The organism is Alistipes putredinis DSM 17216 (assembly GCF_000154465.1).
Taxonomy (GTDB): domain Bacteria; phylum Bacteroidota; class Bacteroidia; order Bacteroidales; family Rikenellaceae; genus Alistipes; species Alistipes putredinis.
Window position 1 is genome coordinate 1,109,628 of record NZ_DS499577.1, and the last position, 19,318, is coordinate 1,128,945.

At 56.8% G+C, this 19,318-nt stretch carries 13 protein-coding genes and 1 tRNA gene; 2 read left to right on the plus strand and 12 right to left on the minus strand.

Going from position 1 to position 19,318, the window contains the following annotated elements; genetic code table 11:
- Positions 1 to 139: 139 nt before the first annotated feature.
- Positions 140 to 1,939 (plus strand): PKD-like domain-containing protein, encoded by a 1,800-nt coding sequence (locus ALIPUT_RS05515; protein ID WP_004328771.1) that lies wholly within the window; start codon positions 140 to 142, stop codon positions 1,937 to 1,939.
- Between the two features lie 185 nt (positions 1,940 to 2,124).
- Here the strand turns inward: ALIPUT_RS05515 and ALIPUT_RS05520 are convergent, their stop codons facing one another.
- The 11 genes from ALIPUT_RS05520 to ALIPUT_RS05575 all read right to left on the minus strand — a co-directional run bounded on the left by ALIPUT_RS05520 (position 2,125) and on the right by ALIPUT_RS05575 (position 18,290).
- A complete protein-coding gene (locus ALIPUT_RS05520; RefSeq protein WP_004328772.1) occupies positions 2,125 to 3,480 on the minus strand; it encodes a TolC family protein in 1,356 nt (451 codons plus the stop codon).
- A gap of 12 nt (positions 3,481 to 3,492) precedes the next feature.
- Complete coding sequence (locus ALIPUT_RS05525) at positions 3,493 to 4,599, minus strand: efflux RND transporter periplasmic adaptor subunit (RefSeq protein WP_004328773.1); 1,107 nt, start codon at positions 4,597 to 4,599, stop codon at positions 3,493 to 3,495.
- A gap of 39 nt (positions 4,600 to 4,638) precedes the next feature.
- Complete coding sequence (locus ALIPUT_RS05530; protein WP_004328774.1) at positions 4,639 to 5,901, minus strand: ABC transporter permease; 1,263 nt, start codon at positions 5,899 to 5,901, stop codon at positions 4,639 to 4,641.
- Between the two features lie 430 nt (positions 5,902 to 6,331).
- On the minus strand, positions 6,332 to 7,591 hold the full coding sequence (locus ALIPUT_RS05535) for an ABC transporter permease (protein ID WP_004328775.1): 1,260 nt from the start codon (positions 7,589 to 7,591) through the stop codon (positions 6,332 to 6,334).
- On the minus strand, positions 7,588 to 8,265 hold the full coding sequence (locus tag ALIPUT_RS05540) for an ABC transporter ATP-binding protein (RefSeq protein ID WP_004328776.1): 678 nt from the start codon (positions 8,263 to 8,265) through the stop codon (positions 7,588 to 7,590). The genes ALIPUT_RS05535 and ALIPUT_RS05540 overlap by 4 nt, the downstream gene beginning before the upstream one ends.
- A gap of 502 nt (positions 8,266 to 8,767) precedes the next feature.
- Positions 8,768 to 10,060, minus strand: coding sequence for an acetyl-CoA hydrolase/transferase family protein (locus tag ALIPUT_RS05545; protein ID WP_040293499.1), 1,293 nt, complete (start codon positions 10,058 to 10,060; stop codon positions 8,768 to 8,770).
- Positions 10,061 to 10,302: 242 nt separating this feature from the next.
- A complete protein-coding gene (locus ALIPUT_RS05550; protein WP_004328779.1) occupies positions 10,303 to 11,619 on the minus strand; it encodes a pyridoxal phosphate-dependent aminotransferase in 1,317 nt (438 codons plus the stop codon).
- A complete protein-coding gene (locus ALIPUT_RS05555; RefSeq protein WP_004328780.1) occupies positions 11,619 to 12,203 on the minus strand; it encodes an indolepyruvate oxidoreductase subunit beta in 585 nt (194 codons plus the stop codon). Before ALIPUT_RS05555 ends, ALIPUT_RS05550 begins: the two co-directional genes overlap by 1 nt.
- Before the next feature lie 7 nt (positions 12,204 to 12,210).
- Positions 12,211 to 13,809: a thiamine pyrophosphate-dependent enzyme gene (locus ALIPUT_RS05560; protein WP_040293246.1), complete on the minus strand. Its 1,599-nt coding sequence runs from the start codon at positions 13,807 to 13,809 to the stop codon at positions 12,211 to 12,213.
- Between the two features lie 506 nt (positions 13,810 to 14,315).
- Positions 14,316 to 15,965, minus strand: a complete 1,650-nt coding sequence (locus tag ALIPUT_RS05570) for a hypothetical protein (protein ID WP_004328782.1) — start codon at positions 15,963 to 15,965, stop codon at positions 14,316 to 14,318.
- A 174-nt stretch (positions 15,966 to 16,139) separates the two neighbouring features.
- The gene (locus ALIPUT_RS05575; protein WP_004328783.1) at positions 16,140 to 18,290 is read right to left on the minus strand and encodes a fibronectin type III domain-containing protein; all 2,151 of its coding nucleotides are present in this window, start codon (positions 18,288 to 18,290) and stop codon (positions 16,140 to 16,142) included.
- Positions 18,291 to 18,680: 390 nt separating this feature from the next.
- Between ALIPUT_RS05575 and ALIPUT_RS13015 the strand changes: the two genes are divergently transcribed.
- Positions 18,681 to 19,064 (plus strand): hypothetical protein, encoded by a 384-nt coding sequence (locus tag ALIPUT_RS13015; RefSeq protein WP_004328785.1) that lies wholly within the window; start codon positions 18,681 to 18,683, stop codon positions 19,062 to 19,064.
- Here ALIPUT_RS13015 and ALIPUT_RS05590 read toward each other — a convergent pair.
- Positions 19,030 to 19,103 (minus strand) — tRNA-Arg (locus tag ALIPUT_RS05590). The two genes, ALIPUT_RS13015 and ALIPUT_RS05590, sit on opposite strands and share 35 nt — an antisense overlap.
- Positions 19,104 to 19,318 lie beyond the last annotated feature (215 nt).

The following is a 19,318-nucleotide window of genomic DNA, read 5'->3' on the forward strand; positions in this document are numbered from 1 at the left end:
TTCCGACTTGCGGAAAAGTCCGTGACGGACTGCACCGGGCGGAGGCGACGACTTTTGAAGATAAATCGTTTTTGTGTGCGTCGGCAGGGCGGGTTTCCGCTCTGCCGCGTGCCGTAAACGCGAATATATGTAACGTGCTATGTGGTTTTTTTCGAAAAGATATTTCCCGTTTTGGGCGGTGTTTGCGGCGCTGCTGACGACCGCCTGCAACAAGGACGAAGTGATTTTGGACGACCGGGATCATGCTCCCGTCATTACGCTCGACAGCGAGTCGGGGGTTTATACCGTCAAGATGGGCCGGGAGCTGACCATCGCTCCGACGGTGGAGTATGCCGAGGGAGCTACTTACTCATGGATCGTCGATGGCAAGCTGGCAGGTTCCGAACCGACCTATACGGCCGTCTTTACCGAACTGGGGGAAGTGTATATCACGTTCCGTGTCGAAACGGCTGCCGGAAAAGCCGAAGCGGAGCTGCGGGTGGATGTGCTGGAGCTTACTCCGCCCGTCATTTCGCTTGCACTGCCTGCCGAGGGGCTCAAGGTTCTGCCGGGTGTCGAATATACCTTCACTCCCGATATTCAGCATTCGGACCAGGAGGACTTCCGCTGCCGATGGCTCTGTGCCGGCGAGGTCGTTTCTACGCAGATGAGCTATACCTTCCGGGAAGAGGCGGTGGGGAGCTACCCGATCCGTATCGAGGCATCGAACGACGACGGAACCTCCTTCAAGGAATTTGTCGTGGAGGTCGTGGAGAAGATGCCTTCGGAGGTCCGCTTCGAAAAGCTCTCTCATTACTGCAAAACGACCGATCGGAGCACGTTCGTCGGCCGTGCGGTCTATCTTGCGCCGTCGCTGGCTTATATCGTCGATCCGCAGTTCGTCTGGTCGGTTGATGGGGAACCGGTCGTAGCCGAAACGGGTGCCGTGTTTAAGTTTACACCCGACGGGCCGGGCGACTATACCGTTCGGGTCGATGTGACCGAAGGCGGCGATGCTTCCGAGCGTCTTACGCGAAACATCGTCCGAGGGGTTGCTACGCTGTCTGCCGAGATCGTCGTTCATGCCTTTGCGGACGAGGAGCAGCGCCGACGCCCGGCGAGTGTGGCGAGCAGTCGTTTCCAGCATGCGGTTTACGAATTTCTGCCCGCTCCCTGGCAGTTGGTCGGCGAAAAGACCGAAGCCGGATATACGGGCAACGAGCGTACCCATGAAGATGCCGTGGCTTATGCAGCCGGGAGGCTGGAGGCGCGGAGTTATGTTTCGCTCGGGGGATTCGGCGGTTATCTGATCGTCGGGTTCGACCACAGTATCGCCCGAATGGAAAGCGGCTATGATTTTTCCATTGAGGGGAATGCATTCGACACCAGCTCGGAGCCGGGCGTGGTGTGGGTCATGCAGGACGTGAACGGCAACGGTGAGCCCGATGACGAGTGGTACGAGTTGCGGGGCAGCGAAACGGGTAAGGAAGGGACTGTTTCCGGTTATGCCGTGACTTATTACCGCCCTGCCGGAAGGGGGATGGACGTGCAGTGGACCGATTCGGAAGGTCGCAGCGGCACGGTCGAATACAGGGGTGAGTTTCACGACCAGGATTTCTATTATCCGGCTTGGGCCGCCGATACTTATACGTTGCGCGGTACGCTGCTCGAATCTCGGAATATGGTCGATGACAGAGGGTTTTGGATCAACCGCCCTTACGAGTGGGGTTATGCCGACAATTACGGAAGCGACTGTCTTGCGGGCGGCGATGCAATGGACGGAAAGGGACAGAGCAACGGATTCCGAATCGCCAATGCCATGCAGCCCGACGGAACGCCTGTCGAACTGAAGTACATCGACTTCGTCAAAGTACAGGTGGGGGTCAATGCCAAGAGCGGTCCGCTGGGCGAGGTTTCGACCGAAGTTTTCTCCTTCGCCGATCTTTCGATCGCGGAGTAAGGCTGCGGAACGAATCCGCCGGATTGCCTCTCTTTTCCGCTTGGGACAGGAGAAGAGTTGCCCGGAAACATCTGCAGAGAGAGAATCTACATCGACAAGAGAAGCTCCCGGAAACGATTTGCGTTTCCGGGAGCTTCTCTCTTGTACTGCTTGCGGTCGGAGTCTTCGGGTTCCGTTTACCGCGCTTAAAGCGTCAGGGGGAAACCCGCGTAGAAATCGAGGATCTTGGTGCGGAATATGAATTCGTATTTGGCCTGGATCTGGTCGGATTCGGCCTTCTGCATGCGGGTCTTGGCGTCGTTGTAGTCGAAGGTCGTCGAGCGGCCCGCAGCGTATTTCTCGGCTTCGTACCTGAAGGCGACCTGTGCGGAATTGAGCGCTTTTTCCGCCGAACGGTATTTCAACAGGGCGGCATCGGCCTGGTAGTAGGCCGTTTCGATCTCTTTTTGCAGGGTCTGCTCGGCTTCGGTCAGGACGAGCTGCTGGCTCCGTACGCCCAGTTTGGCCGTTCGCACGCTGTTGCGGGTCGCCATGCGGTTGAAGATGGGGATGTTGATCGCCACCCCTACGTATTCGGTGCTGTTGTTGCGGAACTGGCGTCCGAAAGCGGGATTTACCGCACCCGTAGCGAACGAGTGATAGACGTTGGTGCCGTATCCTCCTGTCAGCGTGATCTGGGGGTAGTAAGCCGCACGGGACATCCGCACCGCCCGGAGAGCCTGCTCGAGGCGGAAGCGCTCGGCCTGTATGCGGGGACGGTTGTCCAGGGCGTAGGAGAGCACTTCGGCCGGGTTACGCAGGTGACGCATCGACTCCACGGTGAGGCTGTCGAAAGTCGGGGCGACTATGTCGAATCCTTCGGCACTCGTCCGGTTCAGGGCCTGGCTCAGGGCCAGCAGGGAGAGTGAGAGGTCGTTGCGGCTTTGGGTTAGTTTGTATTCGTCGGCCGCCAGCAGGGCTTCGTTTTCGTAAAGCACCGACTCGGCGACTTTGCCCGTTCGTACCTGTTCCCGGCTGCGTTCCACCTGTTGTGTGCTCAAGGCGAGCGCTTGCTCTGCGACGTCAACCAACTCCTTTGCGACCAGCACGTCGAGGTAATACGACATAATATTGACCGATACGTCTTCACGAATCCGGTCCAGGTCCTGGGCCGCGGCTTTCAGGCTCAGCTTGCCCGCTGCGATTTCGTGGTTGATGCGTCCGCCCATGAAGACCGGCAGCGAGGCCGAAACACCGAGCGAACCCGACACCTGGTTGTTGTCGGCGTAGGTGTTGTTGCTGATGAGGCTTCGTCCGAAGCTGAAGTTCGTACCGAGGTTGGCACCGAGGTCGGGCAGGCGGCTGTGGCGCGAGGTGTTGAGTTCGACGGAGCGCTGTTCGACTTGCAGCGCCTGTTGCTGGATCTGTATGTTATGTTCGTGGGCGTATCGGATGCAGTCATCCAGGCTCCAAGGGCCTGCTTCGGATGTCGGAGTCGGAATTTGGGCCTGCGCCGTGCTGCCCGCGAGCAGCAGTGCGATGAAAAGAGTTCCGAATTTCATGGTGGCAGGGATTTAGATGGACTGTTGTTGGAGGTTGCGGACTTTGTCCGTTTCGGTGACGCCGGATACGATTTCGATGTTCACGCCGTCCGACAGACCGAGCGTTACGTCCCGTTTCTCGAAGGTTTGTTCGGGGCTCTCCTCAGGACTGGTGAGGATATAGACGCAGGGCTTGCCCTCTTCGAACTGGATGGTGCTTTCGGGCAGTGTGAGAACACCTTCGCGGCTGTCGGTCACGATGCTGGCATTGGCGCTGTAACCTGCACGGACGAAGACCGATTCCGGGATCTTGGCGGCGGCCTTCACCTCGAACATGATGATCCCGTTCACATCGGCGGCTTTGGGCGAAATGTACTCCAGCGTGGCTTGGAGGACGGTACCCTGCATGGCACCGATGGTCAGCACGACGGGCATGCCGGCGTGCAGGCGGCCGATGTCGGTTTCATCGACATTGCCCCGGAAGAGCATGTCGCCCATGTCGGCGACCGTGGCGATCGTGGTGCCGTCGTTGAAGGTATTGGCCTGGATCACCGAGTTGCCGACCTTGATCGGTACGTCGAGGATCATACCCGTGATGGTGGAGCGTATCTGGGTGTTGCTTAAATCTTTGTATCGGTTGGTAATACCGGTTTTGACGATTTCCAGGTTGTCTTCGGCATTCTGGAACTCCTCTTCGGCCTGGCGCAGGGTGGTCTGCCCCTTCTCGAACTCCTCCTGCGATACCACGCCTTTGGCATAGAGGGCTTCGGTGCGTTCGAACTCCTTGCGGGTCTGGTCGAGCGAGAGCCGGGCCACCGTCACGCGGGATTCGGCGGCATTGAGGGTTCCCATTTCGGGAATGACCTTCACCGTAGCGATGACGTCGCCCTGTTTTACACGGTCGCCGGCCTTGCAGAGCACCTCGGAAATGATACCCGAGATCTGGGGCTTGATGAGCACCTCGTCGCGGGGTTCGACCTTGCCCGAGGCGATGACGTACTGACGGATCGTGTCATGCACGGGGGTTGCGAGGGTGTAAACCACCTTCACGGGGCGGGTTTTGTTCCAGAGGAAGACGAACGTGCCGACGAGCAGCGCGAGGAACAGGATGCCCAGGAAAATCTTCAGAAACTTTTTCATATTATGTCGGTTTTTTGCGTTTGTTGCGAGTTTCGGGGTTTATTCTTCGCGGATCGCGTCTACGGCTTTGATCCGCAGTGCCCGGGTCGCAGGGATGATGCCTGCCAGCAGGCTGCCCAGGACGAGGATCCCCAGCGCGAGCATTCCCATACCGAAGGAGATCTGCCATGAAATATCGGGCAGGTGTTGGTCCATCTGGGCGGCCCGCGCGTAGAAACTGTCGGCGATGGAGAGAACGCCTACGCCCGCACCGAAACCGAAGATGCCCGCGATAAAAGTGAGGATGAAGCTCTCGGAGAGGATTTGCGAAAGGATCGTCAGGGGCGAAGCGCCGATGGCGCGGCGGATGCCGATCTCCTGCGTGCGTTCGCGTACCAGCACCAGCATGATGTTGCTGATGCCCACGATGCCCGCGAGCAGCGTGCCCAGACCTACGATCCACGTAAGCAGGGAGATGCCTCGGAAGAGCCCCATGATCTTGCCGAAGACCTCGGAGGTATCCTGAAAATAGATCGCCTTCTTGTCGTCGGGAGCGATCAGGTGCCGTGCGGCGATGCTTTGCCGGCAGTCCTGGATCACCTCTTGGGTCGGTTCGTCCGCATATCCGGTGAGTGCCAGCATGTCGATCGTCCGTCCCAGTCCGTACATTTGCTGTACGAGCAGCGCCGGGATGACGACGGTCCGCTCCGGGTCGCTGAAGGCCATCATACCGCCCAGGGGTTTGGTAACGCCGACGACCGTGAAGTAGGAACTGCCGATCTGGATCGTTTTGCCTGTGGGATCTTCTCCGCCGGGGAAGAGGTCGCGCCAGACCTGAAGCCCGATTACGCAGACTTTGCGCTGGCGCAGTTCATCGACTTCGTTCAGGTAGCGCCCCATGAGAATCTGTTGGGGGGCGATCTGCTGCATGTCGGGCGAGTAGCCCATCAGTCCGAATTCGCCTTTGTGGTCTTGGTGGCTCATGTTGCGTTGGTTGCCCCAGCAAATGGCCGAGATGTATTCGATGCGGGGCAGTTTCCGGAGCGCTTCCAGGTCGTCCCAGTCCAGTTCCCAGCTACGGCCCGTAGGCATACCTTCGTATGGGACGGAGGTGCGGTCGGACATGATGAAAATGGCGTTGGTGGCCGTACCGCCCAGTTGGGCACGGAACATGCGGCCCAGCCCCGTGCCGGCACCCAGCAGGACGATCAGCATGAAGATACCCCAGAAGACACCCAGCGCCGTCATGATGCTGCGCCTGCGGTTGCGGGAGATCGTCTGCCAGATTTCGTTCCAGCGATCCGTATCGAAAAATCCTGTCATAGTCTGGTTCCTTATCTTGCTGTTATCTTTTTCGTATCTTCTTTTCTGTCGGTCGTAGTTGCGCGACAACGCGCGTATTGATTTTACCTACCTCTAAATCCCTTCCTCGGGAGGGGACTTTGGCCGTCCTTCGGAGTTCGGCTGCCTCCTTGTCTTGTTCCCGGTTTTTCGTTGCTCTTTTCGTTCCTTTTGGTTGTAGTTTCGCGGCAGAGCCGCGTGTTCCAATTTTATCCTTCCCTGAATCCCCTCCTCGGGAGGGAACTTTGGTCGTCCTTCTGACGCCGGGGTGGTTCCTTACCGGCGTTGCGGGCGTTTCCTTATCTTTTTCCCGGCTTGTCGTCCCCGGCCGTTGCGTTTTCTTCCGTTTCTCGCTTCCAGTTGTTGCGGCTCCTTTTATCTTTTGTCCCGGCCGCTGCGGTTTTCGTGTCGGTTATTTGTTGTGTCGAAGGGCATCGACGGTCTTCAGTCGGGCGGCCCGGCGGGAGGGGATGTAACCTGCGATAAGTCCGGCCAGCACCAGAACGATCGTCGCGCTTACCGCTACCGAGAGGTTCAACGTCGGATTGACGAAGATGTTGAACGTGTTCTCCTCACCGGGCGGAGTTTGTGTCATGAGCTTGTTCACTCCTTCCATGGCGAATACGCCGAGCACCATCCCGATATAGCCGAATGCGGCGGTAATCATCACCGATTCGGTCAGGATCAGCCGGATGATCGACGAGGGTTTGGCTCCGAGAGCCTTGCGAATGCCGAATTCGAAGGTGCGCTCCTGCACCGTTACCAGCATGATGTTGCTCACGCCCACGATGCCTGCGAGCAGCGTCCCCAGACCGATGATCCAGATGAAGAGGTTGATGCCGCCGAAGACGAGCATCATGTTCTTGTAACCTTCCATGCGGTTGTAGATCCAGACGGCGCTTTCGTCGTCGGGCGCGAAGGTATGTTCGGCAGCCAGACGATTGCGGAGCCGTTGTTCGAATTCGGCCATCTTCTGATCGGTGTCGATGTCTTTCACCGAAAGATAGGTCTGTCCTACGCTCGGATCGCTGTGGTTGAAGAGCAGTTGGGCGGTCGTCAGCGGGATGAAGGTGAATGTGTAGGAGCCGAACTGGTCCATCTCGAAAACACCGATGATGCTGTACGATGTTCCGTTGACCAGGAGGTGCTGTCCGACGGGACTTTGACCGTGAAACAGGACATCCCGCACGTTTTTATCCACGACGATCACCTTGCGCCGCTCCCGAAGGTCGGTATCGTTCAGGAAGCGTCCGTCGAGCACCCTGACATTCATGATTTCGCGGTATTCCGGGTCGCTGCCGACTACGGCCGCATTGTTCAGAAAGTCGCGTCCGTGGGAGAGGTTGTATTGTCCTGGTCCTTGTACGCGGGCGGAAACCTTATCTACTTCGGGAAATTCGGTGCGCAGGATCTCCAGGTCGCGGTTGGTGATGTTGATGCGCCGCCACTTGTCGTAGCCCTTGTAGGGTTGCGAGGTCCAGCCGCCGTTGATGATGACCGAATTGACGGCCATCGATCCGAAATTGGAGAGCGTGCCGTTTTTCAGTCCGTTGCCCGAGCCGAGCAGGATGACCAGCATGAAGATGCCCCATGCGACCGAGAAGCCCGTGAGGAACGTGCGCAGCTTGTTGCGGCGGATCGACGCCCAGATTTCCAACAGCAACTCTCTCATGGCCGGAGGTTTTGGATCGAACCGATCACGCCGTCCTTCAGGTGGATGATCTTGTCCGTCTGGTCGGCGATCGACTGTTCATGGGTTACGCAGATGATGGTCATGCCCGTCCCGTTTACCTGCCGCAGCAGGTCCATTACCTCCTGCGAGGTTTTGCTGTCCAGGGCGCCCGTAGGTTCGTCGGCGAGGATGATCTGGGGCTTGTTGATCAATGCCCGGGCGATGGCCACGCGCTGTTTCTGGCCGCCCGACATTTCGTTGGGCATGTGGTGGGCCCAGTCGCGGAGCCCCAGTCGGTCGAGGTATTCGAGGGCTTCGGCATTGCGTTTGCGGCGCGAAACGCCCTGGTAGTAGAGGGGAAGGGCGACGTTTTCGACCGCGTTCTTGTAGTTTATCAGGTTGAACGACTGGAAAATATAGCCGATCATGTTGTTGCGGGCGGCAGCGGCCTGCGTCTCGCTCAGGTGCTTGATCAGGCGCCCGTTCAGGAAATATTCGCCCGTGTCGTAGTCGTCCAGGATCCCGAGGATGTTCAGCAGGGTCGATTTGCCCGATCCCGAGGCCCCCATGATCGAAACCAGCTCGCCCTTTTCGATTTCGAGGTCGATACCCTTGAGTACATGCAGCGGAGCGCCGTTGTGGTAGGTCTTGTTGATGTTTTCGAGTACAATCATATCGAGAGGGAGTGATCCCGTTTTTTTATGGTCGTTGATTTTGTTCGCTGTTTTTGTTTCGGCGTATTTCCTGTTGATCCGTGAAGTGTTCCTGCCGGTCGAAACCGAAGGGTTCTGCGGGGTGTTTCCTGTGCCGGCGTTATGTAATTCCTCGACTTTTGGAAACGCTTGCAGGCACTGCGTCCGTTCTTATCGTTTGTTACGATAAAGATAGAAAGTATATTTGTGAAAAACAAGAAAAATTTATCGAAAATCAATAAAATTTTACCCCCCCCCCGATAGATCGGTCGAGAGGGGGATTTTGTGTGGAAAAAAGACCGTCCCATCCTCTGAAAAAGGAGGCGGGACGGTCTTTAGTTATTCCGCATACACGGTTATTCCGGTTTCGGCAGGAGTCCTGTTTTTTGATATACCTTATAATATATGGATCTTGCGAGAAAATCACTTCCGCGCAGAGCGGACAGGCGTCCGCGAACGATTCCTGCACATGGAGTCGAGGAGCCTATTTGAGCCGCAGGAACGAATAGCCGAAGCGTTCGCAGGCGGCTTTTTCCAACTCTTCGCGGGCCGAGGGGTGCGCAATGTCGATCAGGGCGCGGGCACGCTCGGCGAGTCCTTTGCCCAGCAGGTAGGCCGCACCGTACTCCGTGACGACGTATTGTGTCTGGAAACGGGTGGTCACCACGCCGGCGCCGGGCGTCAGCAGGGCCTTGATCTTGGAGTGTCCCTTCGAGGTGGTCGAGGGGAGCGCGATGAAGGTTTTACCGCCTTCGGAGAGGGCGCCGCCGTACATGAAGTCGTGTTGTCCGCCTACGCTCGAGTAGATCATCGTGCCGATCGAGTCGGCGCAGATCTGGCCCGTCAGATCGACCTCCAGCGCCGAATTGATGGCCATGACCTTCGGATTCTCGCGGATGCGGAACGGGTCGTTCGTCCATGCCACGTCCTTCATGATCAGGTCTTCGTTGTAGTCCATGTATTCGTAAAGCCGCTTCGAGCCGAGAGCCAGCGACGCGAGGTTTTTGCCCGGAAGCACTTTTTTCTGCGAGTTGTCGATCACGCCGCTCCGAATCAGGGGTACTACCCCGTCGGTGAGTGCTTCGGTGTGGAGTCCCAGGTGTTTATGATCGCCCAGGGCCGCGAGTACGGCGTTGGGGATGCCGCCCACGCCGATCTGGAGGGTCGCACCGTCGGGAATCAGCTCGGCGATGTAGCCGCCGATCTTGCGGTCGATTTCGTTGGGCTGGGCGGTCGGAAGCTCCACCAGAGGTTCATCGACTTCGACGGCGGCCGTGAGTTTCGAGACGTGGATCAGCGCATCGCCGTAGGAGAACGGCACGTGGGGGTTGATCTGGGCGATAACGACCTTCGCACATTCGGCGGCCGAAACCGCGAGGTCGGCCGAGGTGCCGAAGCTGCAATAGCCGTCCGCATTGGGGCGCGAACAGTTCAGCAGCGCTACGTCGATCGGGATGATCCCCTTGCGGAAAAGCCCCGGGATCTCGCCCAGAAAAGCCGGGATGGCCTGTCCGTACCCCTGAGCGATCCAGTTGCGCACGGAGTTCGACACGAAGAGGCTATATACGAGGAAACTGTCTTTGTATTCGGGCTTGCAGTAGGGCGCTTCCTCCCGTCCGATGGCGAAGGCTGAATAGACCTTCACTCCCCGAAGTTCGTGTCCCCGGTCGGCCATCGCTTTCACGAGCACTTCCGGGATCGAAACGCTTCCCTGAATATAAACGCTGTCGTTGGATTTGATGAGCTTCGCAGCTTCAGCGGCAGTGGTGTAGTTGATCATGGGTCTGTTTTTCTAAGTCGTTTCCGGCAGTCGGTCGGTGAAAGGAAAATTCGGTCCCGTCGTCGGCCGGAGACGGTAGGTTTTGTCTTTTTTGTTGGTTATTTGAAGGAGCCGAATTTATTCGGCTCCTTCTCTTCGTTGGGTGCGAATGGTCGTTCCCGGATGTCCGTGCCGGATTCTTTTCTCCGGAGTGCAACTCCGGGACGATTTCACAGCGACCCGGAGCTGCAATGCCGGATTTATTTCCGGGCGTAGTCCTGCGCGAAGTCGCGGAGGCGCCGGTCGAGCAGGTCGTACTGCTCCTCGCGGTTCATCTGCGACACGCAGACGCGCACGCCGTTCTGGAGGCTGCCCGTCGAGGTGAGCGAGATCGCGCAGATACCGTAGCGCAGCAGTGCGGCCACCAGGTCGGAACTCGGCATCGAACCGTAGCCTACCGTGAAGAAGAATCCGTCGCTCACGTGTTCGTCCTGGTCTTTGTCATAGACGATGTGGAAACCGTGACGCTCGAAGAGTTCCTTGACGCGGTGAGCGCGGTGTGCGTATTCGCGGGTGTGCCCCACGAAGTCCAGCTTGCCGTCCGCCGCCGCTTTGAACATGGCCGCCAAAGCGTATTGAGCCGAGTGACTTGCGCCTGACGATGCGGCGTAGAGGAATGTCAGGGCGTAGGATTCGGCGAAACGGCCGATGCCGTAACGCTCCTTGAGAGCCGGATAGAAGCGGTTGCGCAGTTTGTCCGAGATCGCTGCGATGGCGATGCGCTGGCCGGCGTAGCTGAAGATCTTCGAGCCGGAAATCATCAGCACGTAGTTATCCGTATAGCGGGCTGCGGTGGCCTGGAACGGAGCCTGGAAAGGATGTCCCAGCTCCTTGCGGAAGTCCATGCCCATGTAGGCCAAGTCTTCGAGAACGATCGTGTCGTACTTGTTTGCCAACTCGCCGATGGTGCGCAGTTCGCTCTCTGTGAGGCAGATCCACGCCGGGTTGTTGGGGTTCGAGTAGATGATCGCCGCGACGTTGCCCTGCTTGAGATAGCTCTCCAGCTTGGGACCGAGTTTCTCGGCGCGGAAGTCGTAGATGTCGAACGATTCGTGCTTGATGCCCAGGATGCGCACCTGCTGGCGCTGCACCGGGAAGCCCGGGTCGATGAACAGAATGGTGTCTTTCTTGGGGTCGCACTGCGAGCTGATCTGGAACAGGCAGAAGCCGCCCTGCATCGAGCCGACGGTCGGGATGCATCCCTCGGGGGCGACGTCGATGTCGAGGAACGCCTTGACGAAGCGCGAAGCCTCGCTCTTGAGCGGGGCGATGCCCGTGATGCTGGGGTAGATCGAAGCGTGTCCCTGGGCGAGGGCCTGCTGTTCGGCTTCGACGCCGACAGTCTCCGGCGGAAGGCCCGGAACGCCCATTTCGAGGTGCAGGAATTCGGTGCCCGAGTTCTTCTCGAGGGCGCCGCCGACGGCTCCGACCTGACGGATCGTGGCCTGTGCGAAGTTTTCGATGTCCATGGCGGCGAGCTGCTCGTCGAACATCTTCTGCGGAATGAGAGCTGCCATTACTTGCGGTGTTTTTGTGCGTATTCGTATCCGGCGCGGAACGCCTTGAGGTTCATTTCGACGATCTGCTCGCCTTTGCGGGCGAAGATGCTGCGGATGCCCGCCTCGAACTTGTCGGCGTCGAGCCCCAGGAAAGGAGCGGCGGCGCCCAGCAGCACGATGTTGGCCGCACGGGGCGAGGATTGCTCCTTGGCGATGGCATCGACATCGATCAGGATCGCATGTTTGCGCTTCCCGAGTTCAGCCAATACGGCCTCCGGTTCGGGGTAGTTGTCGATGTTTACGAACGGCGTAGTGTTGGCGATCACCCAGCCCTCCGGATTCAGGTAGGGTACGTAGCGCAGCGCCTCCATCGGTTCGAGCGAGATGATGATATCGGCCGCGCCTTGGGGGATCAGGTCGGAGAGGATCTCGTCCGAACTGATGCGCAGGTTCGACTGTACGTCGCCTCCGCGCTGGCTCATGCCATGTACTTCTGCCTGTTTGATGTGGAGTCCCTCCTTGAGGGCAGCGGCTCCGATGACGGTGGCGATCGAGAGGATGCCTTGTCCTCCCACGCCGGAAAGTATGATGTCCCGTTTCATGGTCGTACTACTGTTTTTTTGCGTTGTGGCGTTTGGCGGTCTGGATGCACTCGCGGCGCGGGATGATGACCGAAACCCCTTTGTATTCGATCTCTTCGCGGATCGTGCGGCGGATCTCCTCCATGTTCTTGGGCAGGGGTACCACGACGCGGATGTGTTCGGGCTCCACGCCCAGTCCGGCGCAGATCTGCTCGAGGCGTCCCGTGCCGGCCGAATCCTGGCCGCCGGTCATGCCGGTAGTGAGGTTGTCCGAGATTACGACGGTGATGTTGCTCTTTTCATTCACGGCATCCAGCAGGGCGGTCATGCCCGAGTGGGTGAAGGTCGAGTCGCCGATTACGGCTACCGAAGGGAACTGTCCGCCGTCGGCAGCGCCCTTGGCCATCGTGACCGAAGCGCCCATCTCCACGCAGGTGTCGATCGCCCGGAACGGGGGCAGCGAACCGAGCGTATAGCAGCCGATGTCGCTGAATACCTTGTGGTCGGGGTAGTGCTCGCGCAGCACGTCGTTCAGTGCCGTATATACGTCGCGGTGGCCGCAGCCCTGGCAAAGGGCCGGGGGCCGGGGCATGGTGAGCTGGCTGGCCGCCTCGCTCTCGCGGCGGGGCAGACCGAGGGCGCCGCGTACGTTGTCGGGCGTGAGTTCGCCCGTGCGGGGCAGCTCGCCGCTCAAACGTCCTTTGACCGGAATCGGAGTACCCAGCAGACCGCGGATCATCTCCTCCACCAGAGGTTGTCCCTCTTCGACGATCAGCAGCGAACGGCACTCCGAAGCCATGCGCTGTACGAGTGCCGTCGGCAGCGGATATTGCGAGATCTTCAGCACGGGGAAGGGGCAGCCTTCCGGGAAGTTCTCCATAATATAGTTGTAGGCCAGACCGCAGGCGATGATGCCCATGGATTTGTCCGGTCCGTCGATGTAGCGGTTGTGGCGCGAATGTTCGGCCTCCTGCTCGAAGAGTTTGTTCTCCTCGATGAGGGTTTTGTAACGTACGCGCGAGTTGCCCGGCATGAGGATCCACTGGCGGGGCCGCTCGGGGTAGTGGAGCGTGTTTTGCTGGCGGGGTTCGCCGATTTCGACCACGGCACGCGAGTGGGCCATGCGGGTCGTCACGCGCATCAGCACCGGAATCTGGTATTTCTCCGAGAAGTCGAACGCCTCGCCGATCATCTCGTAGGCTTCCTGTTGCGATGCGGGTTCGAAGCAGGGAATCATGGCGAATTTGGCGTAGAAGCGGGAGTCCTGTTCGTTCTGCGAGGAGTGCATCGAGGGATCGTCCGCCGCTACGACCACCAGGCCGCCGTTGGCACCCGTCATGGCTGAATTGACGAAAGCGTCGGCGCAGACGTTCATGCCCACGTGCTTCATGCAGACCAGGGCCCGCTTGCCGACGAACGACATGCCGAGGGCCGCTTCCAGTGCGGTCTTTTCGTTGGCCGACCAGTTGCAGTGGATGCCGCGCTCGCGCGTTAGGGGGTGCATCTGGATAAATTCCGTGATCTCCGTAGAGGGGGTTCCGGGGTAAGCGTACACGCCCGAAAGACCGGCGTTGAGGGCTCCCCATGCGATAGCCTCGTCGCCGAGTAATAATTCTTTCTTTATCATGGTGTCTGTTTTAGGTTCATTGCTGTTTTGAGTTCCGTTTCCCGCCTCGTATAACCGAACGGGCTTGGTGGTTATATCCTCGGCTCTACGAAACAGTTCGTTTTTACGCCGTTGTTTTCCGCTTTGGCAGAGTTCGAACACCTCCGATTCTGCGCTCGGTTTATCGAAAGCGTTGATTTTCTTTCGACTATTTTTCGCCTCGGCAATCGAAACGAAGGTTTCATTGCGCTCGGCTTAAGGAAGCAACTTAGGTTTCTGACAAATTTAGCGTTTTTTTTTGAAATATCTACTGTGACGGTGGTTTTTATTCCGGATTTTCGGTAATACGGCAAAATTGATGACGATTCGGAAGTAAAAGGTCCGAGCTCTGTTTTTTGCTTTCGCCGGATGAAGCGTGGGAAAAAAGCCCCCTTCGAAAAGGGGGCTTGATGAAGATTCCGGGAGAACCGGTTGCCGGTCGAATCGTGGGTTTGAGATGCGATCGGACCTTCGGTTGCCGGGGTTGTTTATTGCACATCGACGAACGGTCCGCAATAATAACCGTTCATTTCGTTGGTCGCTTCATAGAAGGCCAGCGCGATCTTTTGCTTTGCGGTGGCTCCGTGGATGGTACTCTTGGTGTTGTCACCCTGGTTGTCGTAGGTTTTGCCTGCATATGCGATGGACAGTATTCGTCCGGCATCCTTTTCGTTGGCAAAGGAAACGAGCAGACCGTCCAGTGCCTGCGGTGCGGCTTTGATGGTTACTACGCCCTCCGCCTGCCGGATTTGCTCCAAATCGGTCAGACCGGCCTGGGGTGCCAGATAGATCGTGTAGTAATCGTCGCTGCGGCGGTCGATGACGGCGGATTGGAGTTCGACCGGGTCGTTCGTTCCGACCGTATAACTGTTGCCGGAGTAGTAGGAGTATAGTTCGAACGCCCCGTCCGCATACCCTTCGAGGTGCATATCATGAACCTGCAGATCGAACGAGATTCGGTAGTTGTCTTGCAGGGCGTATTTGTAGAGGGTGATGGTGCCCGTCGCGCCTTGAAGGTCCGTATTGGTGACGGTAACCGACTTTTGTTGGGCAGGATCGACGATTTCGAGTTCGAACAGCTTGTCGATCCGGGTGATGTCGATCGGAGTTTTAGCCGTCGCCAGGGCGTTGTCGAAGCGGATTCGAACGTAGTATTCATCCACCTGGTCGATCAGCGCTCCCATGACGGGGCTGGCCGGCGAGAGATGGATTTCGGAAATCGTTTCCTCTTCGAGCGGTTGGTAATAGGCGCTTCCGAGCGGAGTTTTCAGGTCGTTGAGGCTGATGAAGCTGGTCCGCTCGGCGTCCTGCTGGTCGTAGGTGCAGGTACCGTAGATGCGGAGTTTCTTGCCGGTTGCGGCCGAGGTCATTTCGGCATATCCTTCGATCTTGTCCCCGTCGCGGGTGACGATGAAGCCGCCGTCGGTGATTAATGAATGGTAGTCGATGGTCACCATCGAAATATCCGATGCGATGGGGTGTTGGAACGACATGGAGTTGAGCAGCGAATACCGTTCGGACGCACTCTTCATGTTGATCGATTTATTTAGCTGGTTCGGCGTGAAGCTGAGGGATATGTAATCGTTTTTTCCGCCGTTGCCATAGAGCATGTCCTGGTAGTTGTCGTATCCTTCGAGCGGGGAGATGAAGAACCAGAGCCGATCGGTTTCCTTGTAGAAGAAGACCGATTTGGCGGCGATCCGCTGGTCGCCGTATTCGATGAACGGCTCCTCTCCGGAAGGTACTTCGAGTCCGGGATCCTGCGTGTCGAGCGTTCGGAATTTGTATTCGGTAGAAGTGAGTTCCAGACCGCCTTGTGTAAAACCTGTTGCCACGATCGTATAGTCGCTCGACGGAAGCAGACTGTTGTATGTGAAGGTTTTGGTTTCGGCCGGATCCTGAACGGTCGCTTGAGGCGTTACCGTCGCGGATTTGATCGTATAGGTATAAACATCTACATTTTTCGGCGTGATGGTGAAAGTTACGGTATTGGCTTCGGCCTTGACGTCGGAAATGGTGAGCGTGGCGCTTTCTCCGGGAGGCGGGGGCGTCGTTTCGTCGTCTTTACAACTCTGGAAAGTTCCCAATAGCAGGATGCAACACAGTAAATGGAAGGTTGCTTTACTCAAAGATTTCATAGTCGGATTATTTTAGGGTTGTTTTTTTGATAATTTATGTGCTCGATGTTCCGGTTGTGCCTTTGCCGCTGAAAGCGACGTGTTCCAACCGGCTCTCCCTTCGTCACGGGGACCCCGTGCAGCGAGGTTTCGGACAGGTTGGGAGTTCTGCGTGTTTGTTTATTTGATTGCTTTTTATTTGGCGCTCGTGGTCAATAATTCCGAAGTGACCGGAGCCGACATTTTCCCGTTGTTATCGACCGGGATGAGGACCAGATAGCTTTCTGCGAAATAGTAGTCGGTGGAGAACGTCGTGTCTTCGGTGGCGGCACGGTATTTTACGCCGTTTTGTTTGCAGATCGTTTCACCGAGATTGGCTGCTGCATCGTAGGCTGTTTTTTCGATCATTGCGTAATAGTAACCTGCGCAATCGGCTCCGGGGGTTACGGTTACCGAGGCATAGAAAGATACGCCGTAATTGTCCGTGATCGAATTTACCGCGATGGTCGCCGTCGCAGAGCCGGTAGCTTCGTAGCCGAGGGTTTCGAACTCGACCACCGTCGGAACGCCGTATCTGTCTTCGTTGTCGGCTTCGGGCAGGGCGATCAGTACGTATTGCGTATCGTATGCCAAACGGGATCCGTTGATGTCGTTGTCGCTGTATAGCGTTATCGGATAACCACTCTCTTTGCCGATCAACTCTCGTTGAACGTATGTATCCGCATTGCCGCCGTATTTGCGGTCGAAATCGGCTTTGGTGATGAAGTTGTAATAAGCTTTTTCGAAGCCGTTCCGTTTGACGGAGAAAGTCGCTGAGGTGAACGATGCGGTCTTCAGGGCAATATCGACCGTGAGCGACGTATCGTAGTCGGTGCCTGCGGCTTCCGTGTGGAACTCCTTGTATTGCAGGGGACCCAACTTGCCTTCGGCATCGTATGCGAACGAGAAGAAGTAATATTCGCTGCCCGGCGAAAGCCGGTCTGTTTTCCAGGTGCCTTGGAAGTCGGCCGTGATGTCGTAGTCATAGGTCTTCGCATCCAGTCCGGCCTGGACGAATTGTTCCGGGGTGCCTGCGGCTTCGACGTCGGACTTGGTCGCATAGCCGGCATAGTAGGAAACGACGCCGTCCTGTTTTGTCAGGGCGATCTCCAACTCTTTGCCCGCAACCTGCGGTTCGCCCAGCGTGACAGCGGCCTGTCCTGCTCCGAGTTCGTCGCGGGCGGGGATCGTCAGCGGAATTTCGATGATTTCGCCGTAGTCTTCACAGACGACATCGACCCCTTGCCGGACAACGGGAGCGGCGTAGAGAAGGACTTGCTGCGACCGGGTCGAAAGCAGGGTTTTGTTCCACTCTTCGAACGAGGCGGTTTTGAGGCCCGCTGTCAGTGAGGCGACTTCGAGGTAATGGATGAACTGCTCCCGGGAATCGACCTTGAAATGCTCTTCGAAATCGGCGCTGGATTCCGTAAGGTCCGGGTCGAAAATTTTCAGGAAATAGAGCGGGAATTTGCCGGTGTCCACGTCGGCCTTGAGATAGATTCCGTGTGCGGTCGCCACGGCGTCGATCCGTGCGAATGCGGTATAGGCGGGGGTCGTGAACGAATGCGTGGCGGGTTCGGACGGTTCGTCTTTGCCGTTATAGGCTACGACTGTCAATACGTAGTCGGTTTCCGCCTGGAGGCTGCCGACCAGGAAGGTCGATTGCTGTGGCTTTTCGACGACGGTCATTTCGGCTGTTCCGTCGGGGACATCGACCTTGTAGGCGATCCGGACCGCATTGTCGAGTTTCAGGGTGAAGCGGATCGAACTGTGGGTCGTAGCGACCTCTTCGATCGAAACGACGGCGGGGCCGGTCGGAAGGGCTTCGGTTTTGAATGCGTGGGTGACGGGATCGGCGGCCTGCCCGTTTTCGTCATATGCGACGGCGGTGATTTGATAGTCGGTCGCCGCCTCCAGGTTGTCGGTTGTATAGGTGCCGCCTTCGGAGCCGTTTACGAACGTAAGTTCGGCCGTTCCGTCGGGAACATCGACCTTGTAGCCGAAGCGGGCTGCATTGGCGGTTTTCAGGGTAAAGGTTACCGAATTATAGGTGGCTTTCACCTCTTCGATGGAGATGGTTGCCTTGTCGGGATCCGGCGTGGTCGGTTTTTCGGGGGTCGTGAATGTTGCGGTGGCCGGATTCGAAGGGCGCTGGTCGGCGTTATAGGCGATCGCCGTCAGCTTATAAGAGGTTTCGGGGGTCAGGTCGGTTATTTCGACCGTTTTTTCTTCGGAGCTTTCTATCGAAACGAAATCGGCGTCATCCCCCCCCCTCGATCTCGATCTTGTAAGCCATCGAGATAGCATTGGTCGGAATTAATCGAAAAGAAACGTTGTCTGCTTCCGGGGAGAGCTCTGCGATTTCGATGGTTGCAGGAGGAGCTTCCGTCGAAGTGTTGTCATCGCTGCACGCAGCGAGTACGGTGAGTAAAGTTAATCCAGTTAGGAGAAACTTCAGTTGGGCGAAATTCAACATAACATGATTTTTAAGTTAGTAAAAGAGGAGCGCACTATTACAAATATAATAAAAAGAATTGATTTTGCAAATTTTACCGATTTGTTAAATTGTATATTTTAATATTTGAATTGTAAAATCTGTGGTCTATTCGTAAAATTTTATAAATTCGAAAAGAAGGCGAGTTCGATTTTTTTCGGGATTGTGTATTTAGATCGATTGAACCCGGAATCGCATTGTGCTTGTTGAGTAAGTACCTTGGATTGCATAAAATAAATGGCAGGAAGGGTGAGGGGGCACATTGTCGAGTTGCCGTTGGAGAGGGGCTTCGTGCTTCTTTTGGGAAGAATTTGGATGTTTTGGCGATTCGTTTTCAGGTGCTTTTCGCTGACGGGAATCTCAAAGTTGTTGCTATGATCGGGCGTCGGTACGGACGGATTCCGTATGGATTTTATGGGAGGACGGAAATTTTCCCGGGTGTAAGTCGGCGGGAGTACAAGGCGGAGAAAGAGAGAATCGGCAACTGCGCTATGGTCGTGCAGCCGAAAACAAAAAGCGACCTGTCGAAAAACAGGTCGCTGCATTATTTTGTGACGCCGACAGGACTCAAACCTGTAACCTTCTGATCCGTAGTCAGATGCTCTATTCAATTAAGCTACGGCGCCGAATTGCGAATGCAAATGTAGGGCAATGTTGATTAACAGATAGTTACGGTAGTGAATTTTGTCGATTAATTTCTCTTTTTCGTGCTGTTGCTCGGCGCGGTTTACACGTTGGTTTACACAATAGGGCAAATTCAATGCTGGTTAAACAATAGGTGAATTAATTGATTATTTGATAAATAGAAAAAGTGACAAACTCTGTTGAAAGGGCAATTATA

Coding starts and splice junctions, on each gene's coding strand:
- ALIPUT_RS05515 (WP_004328771.1), top strand. CDS start 140: ATGTGGTTTTTTTCGAAAAGATATTTCCCGTTTTGGGCGGTGTTTGCG.
- ALIPUT_RS05520 (WP_004328772.1), bottom strand. CDS start 3,480: ATGAAATTCGGAACTCTTTTCATCGCACTGCTGCTCGCGGGCAGCACG.
- ALIPUT_RS05525 (WP_004328773.1), bottom strand. CDS start 4,599: ATGAAAAAGTTTCTGAAGATTTTCCTGGGCATCCTGTTCCTCGCGCTG.
- ALIPUT_RS05530 (WP_004328774.1), bottom strand. CDS start 5,901: ATGACAGGATTTTTCGATACGGATCGCTGGAACGAAATCTGGCAGACG.
- ALIPUT_RS05535 (WP_004328775.1), bottom strand. CDS start 7,591: ATGAGAGAGTTGCTGTTGGAAATCTGGGCGTCGATCCGCCGCAACAAG.
- ALIPUT_RS05540 (WP_004328776.1), bottom strand. CDS start 8,265: ATGATTGTACTCGAAAACATCAACAAGACCTACCACAACGGCGCTCCG.
- ALIPUT_RS05550 (WP_004328779.1), bottom strand. CDS start 11,619: ATGGCAGCTCTCATTCCGCAGAAGATGTTCGACGAGCAGCTCGCCGCC.
- ALIPUT_RS05555 (WP_004328780.1), bottom strand. CDS start 12,203: ATGAAACGGGACATCATACTTTCCGGCGTGGGAGGACAAGGCATCCTC.
- ALIPUT_RS05560 (WP_040293246.1), bottom strand. CDS start 13,809: ATGATAAAGAAAGAATTATTACTCGGCGACGAGGCTATCGCATGGGGA.
- ALIPUT_RS05570 (WP_004328782.1), bottom strand. CDS start 15,965: ATGAAATCTTTGAGTAAAGCAACCTTCCATTTACTGTGTTGCATCCTG.
- ALIPUT_RS05575 (WP_004328783.1), bottom strand. CDS start 18,290: ATGCTATCTCGATGGCTTACAAGATCGAGATCGAGGGGGGGGGATGAC.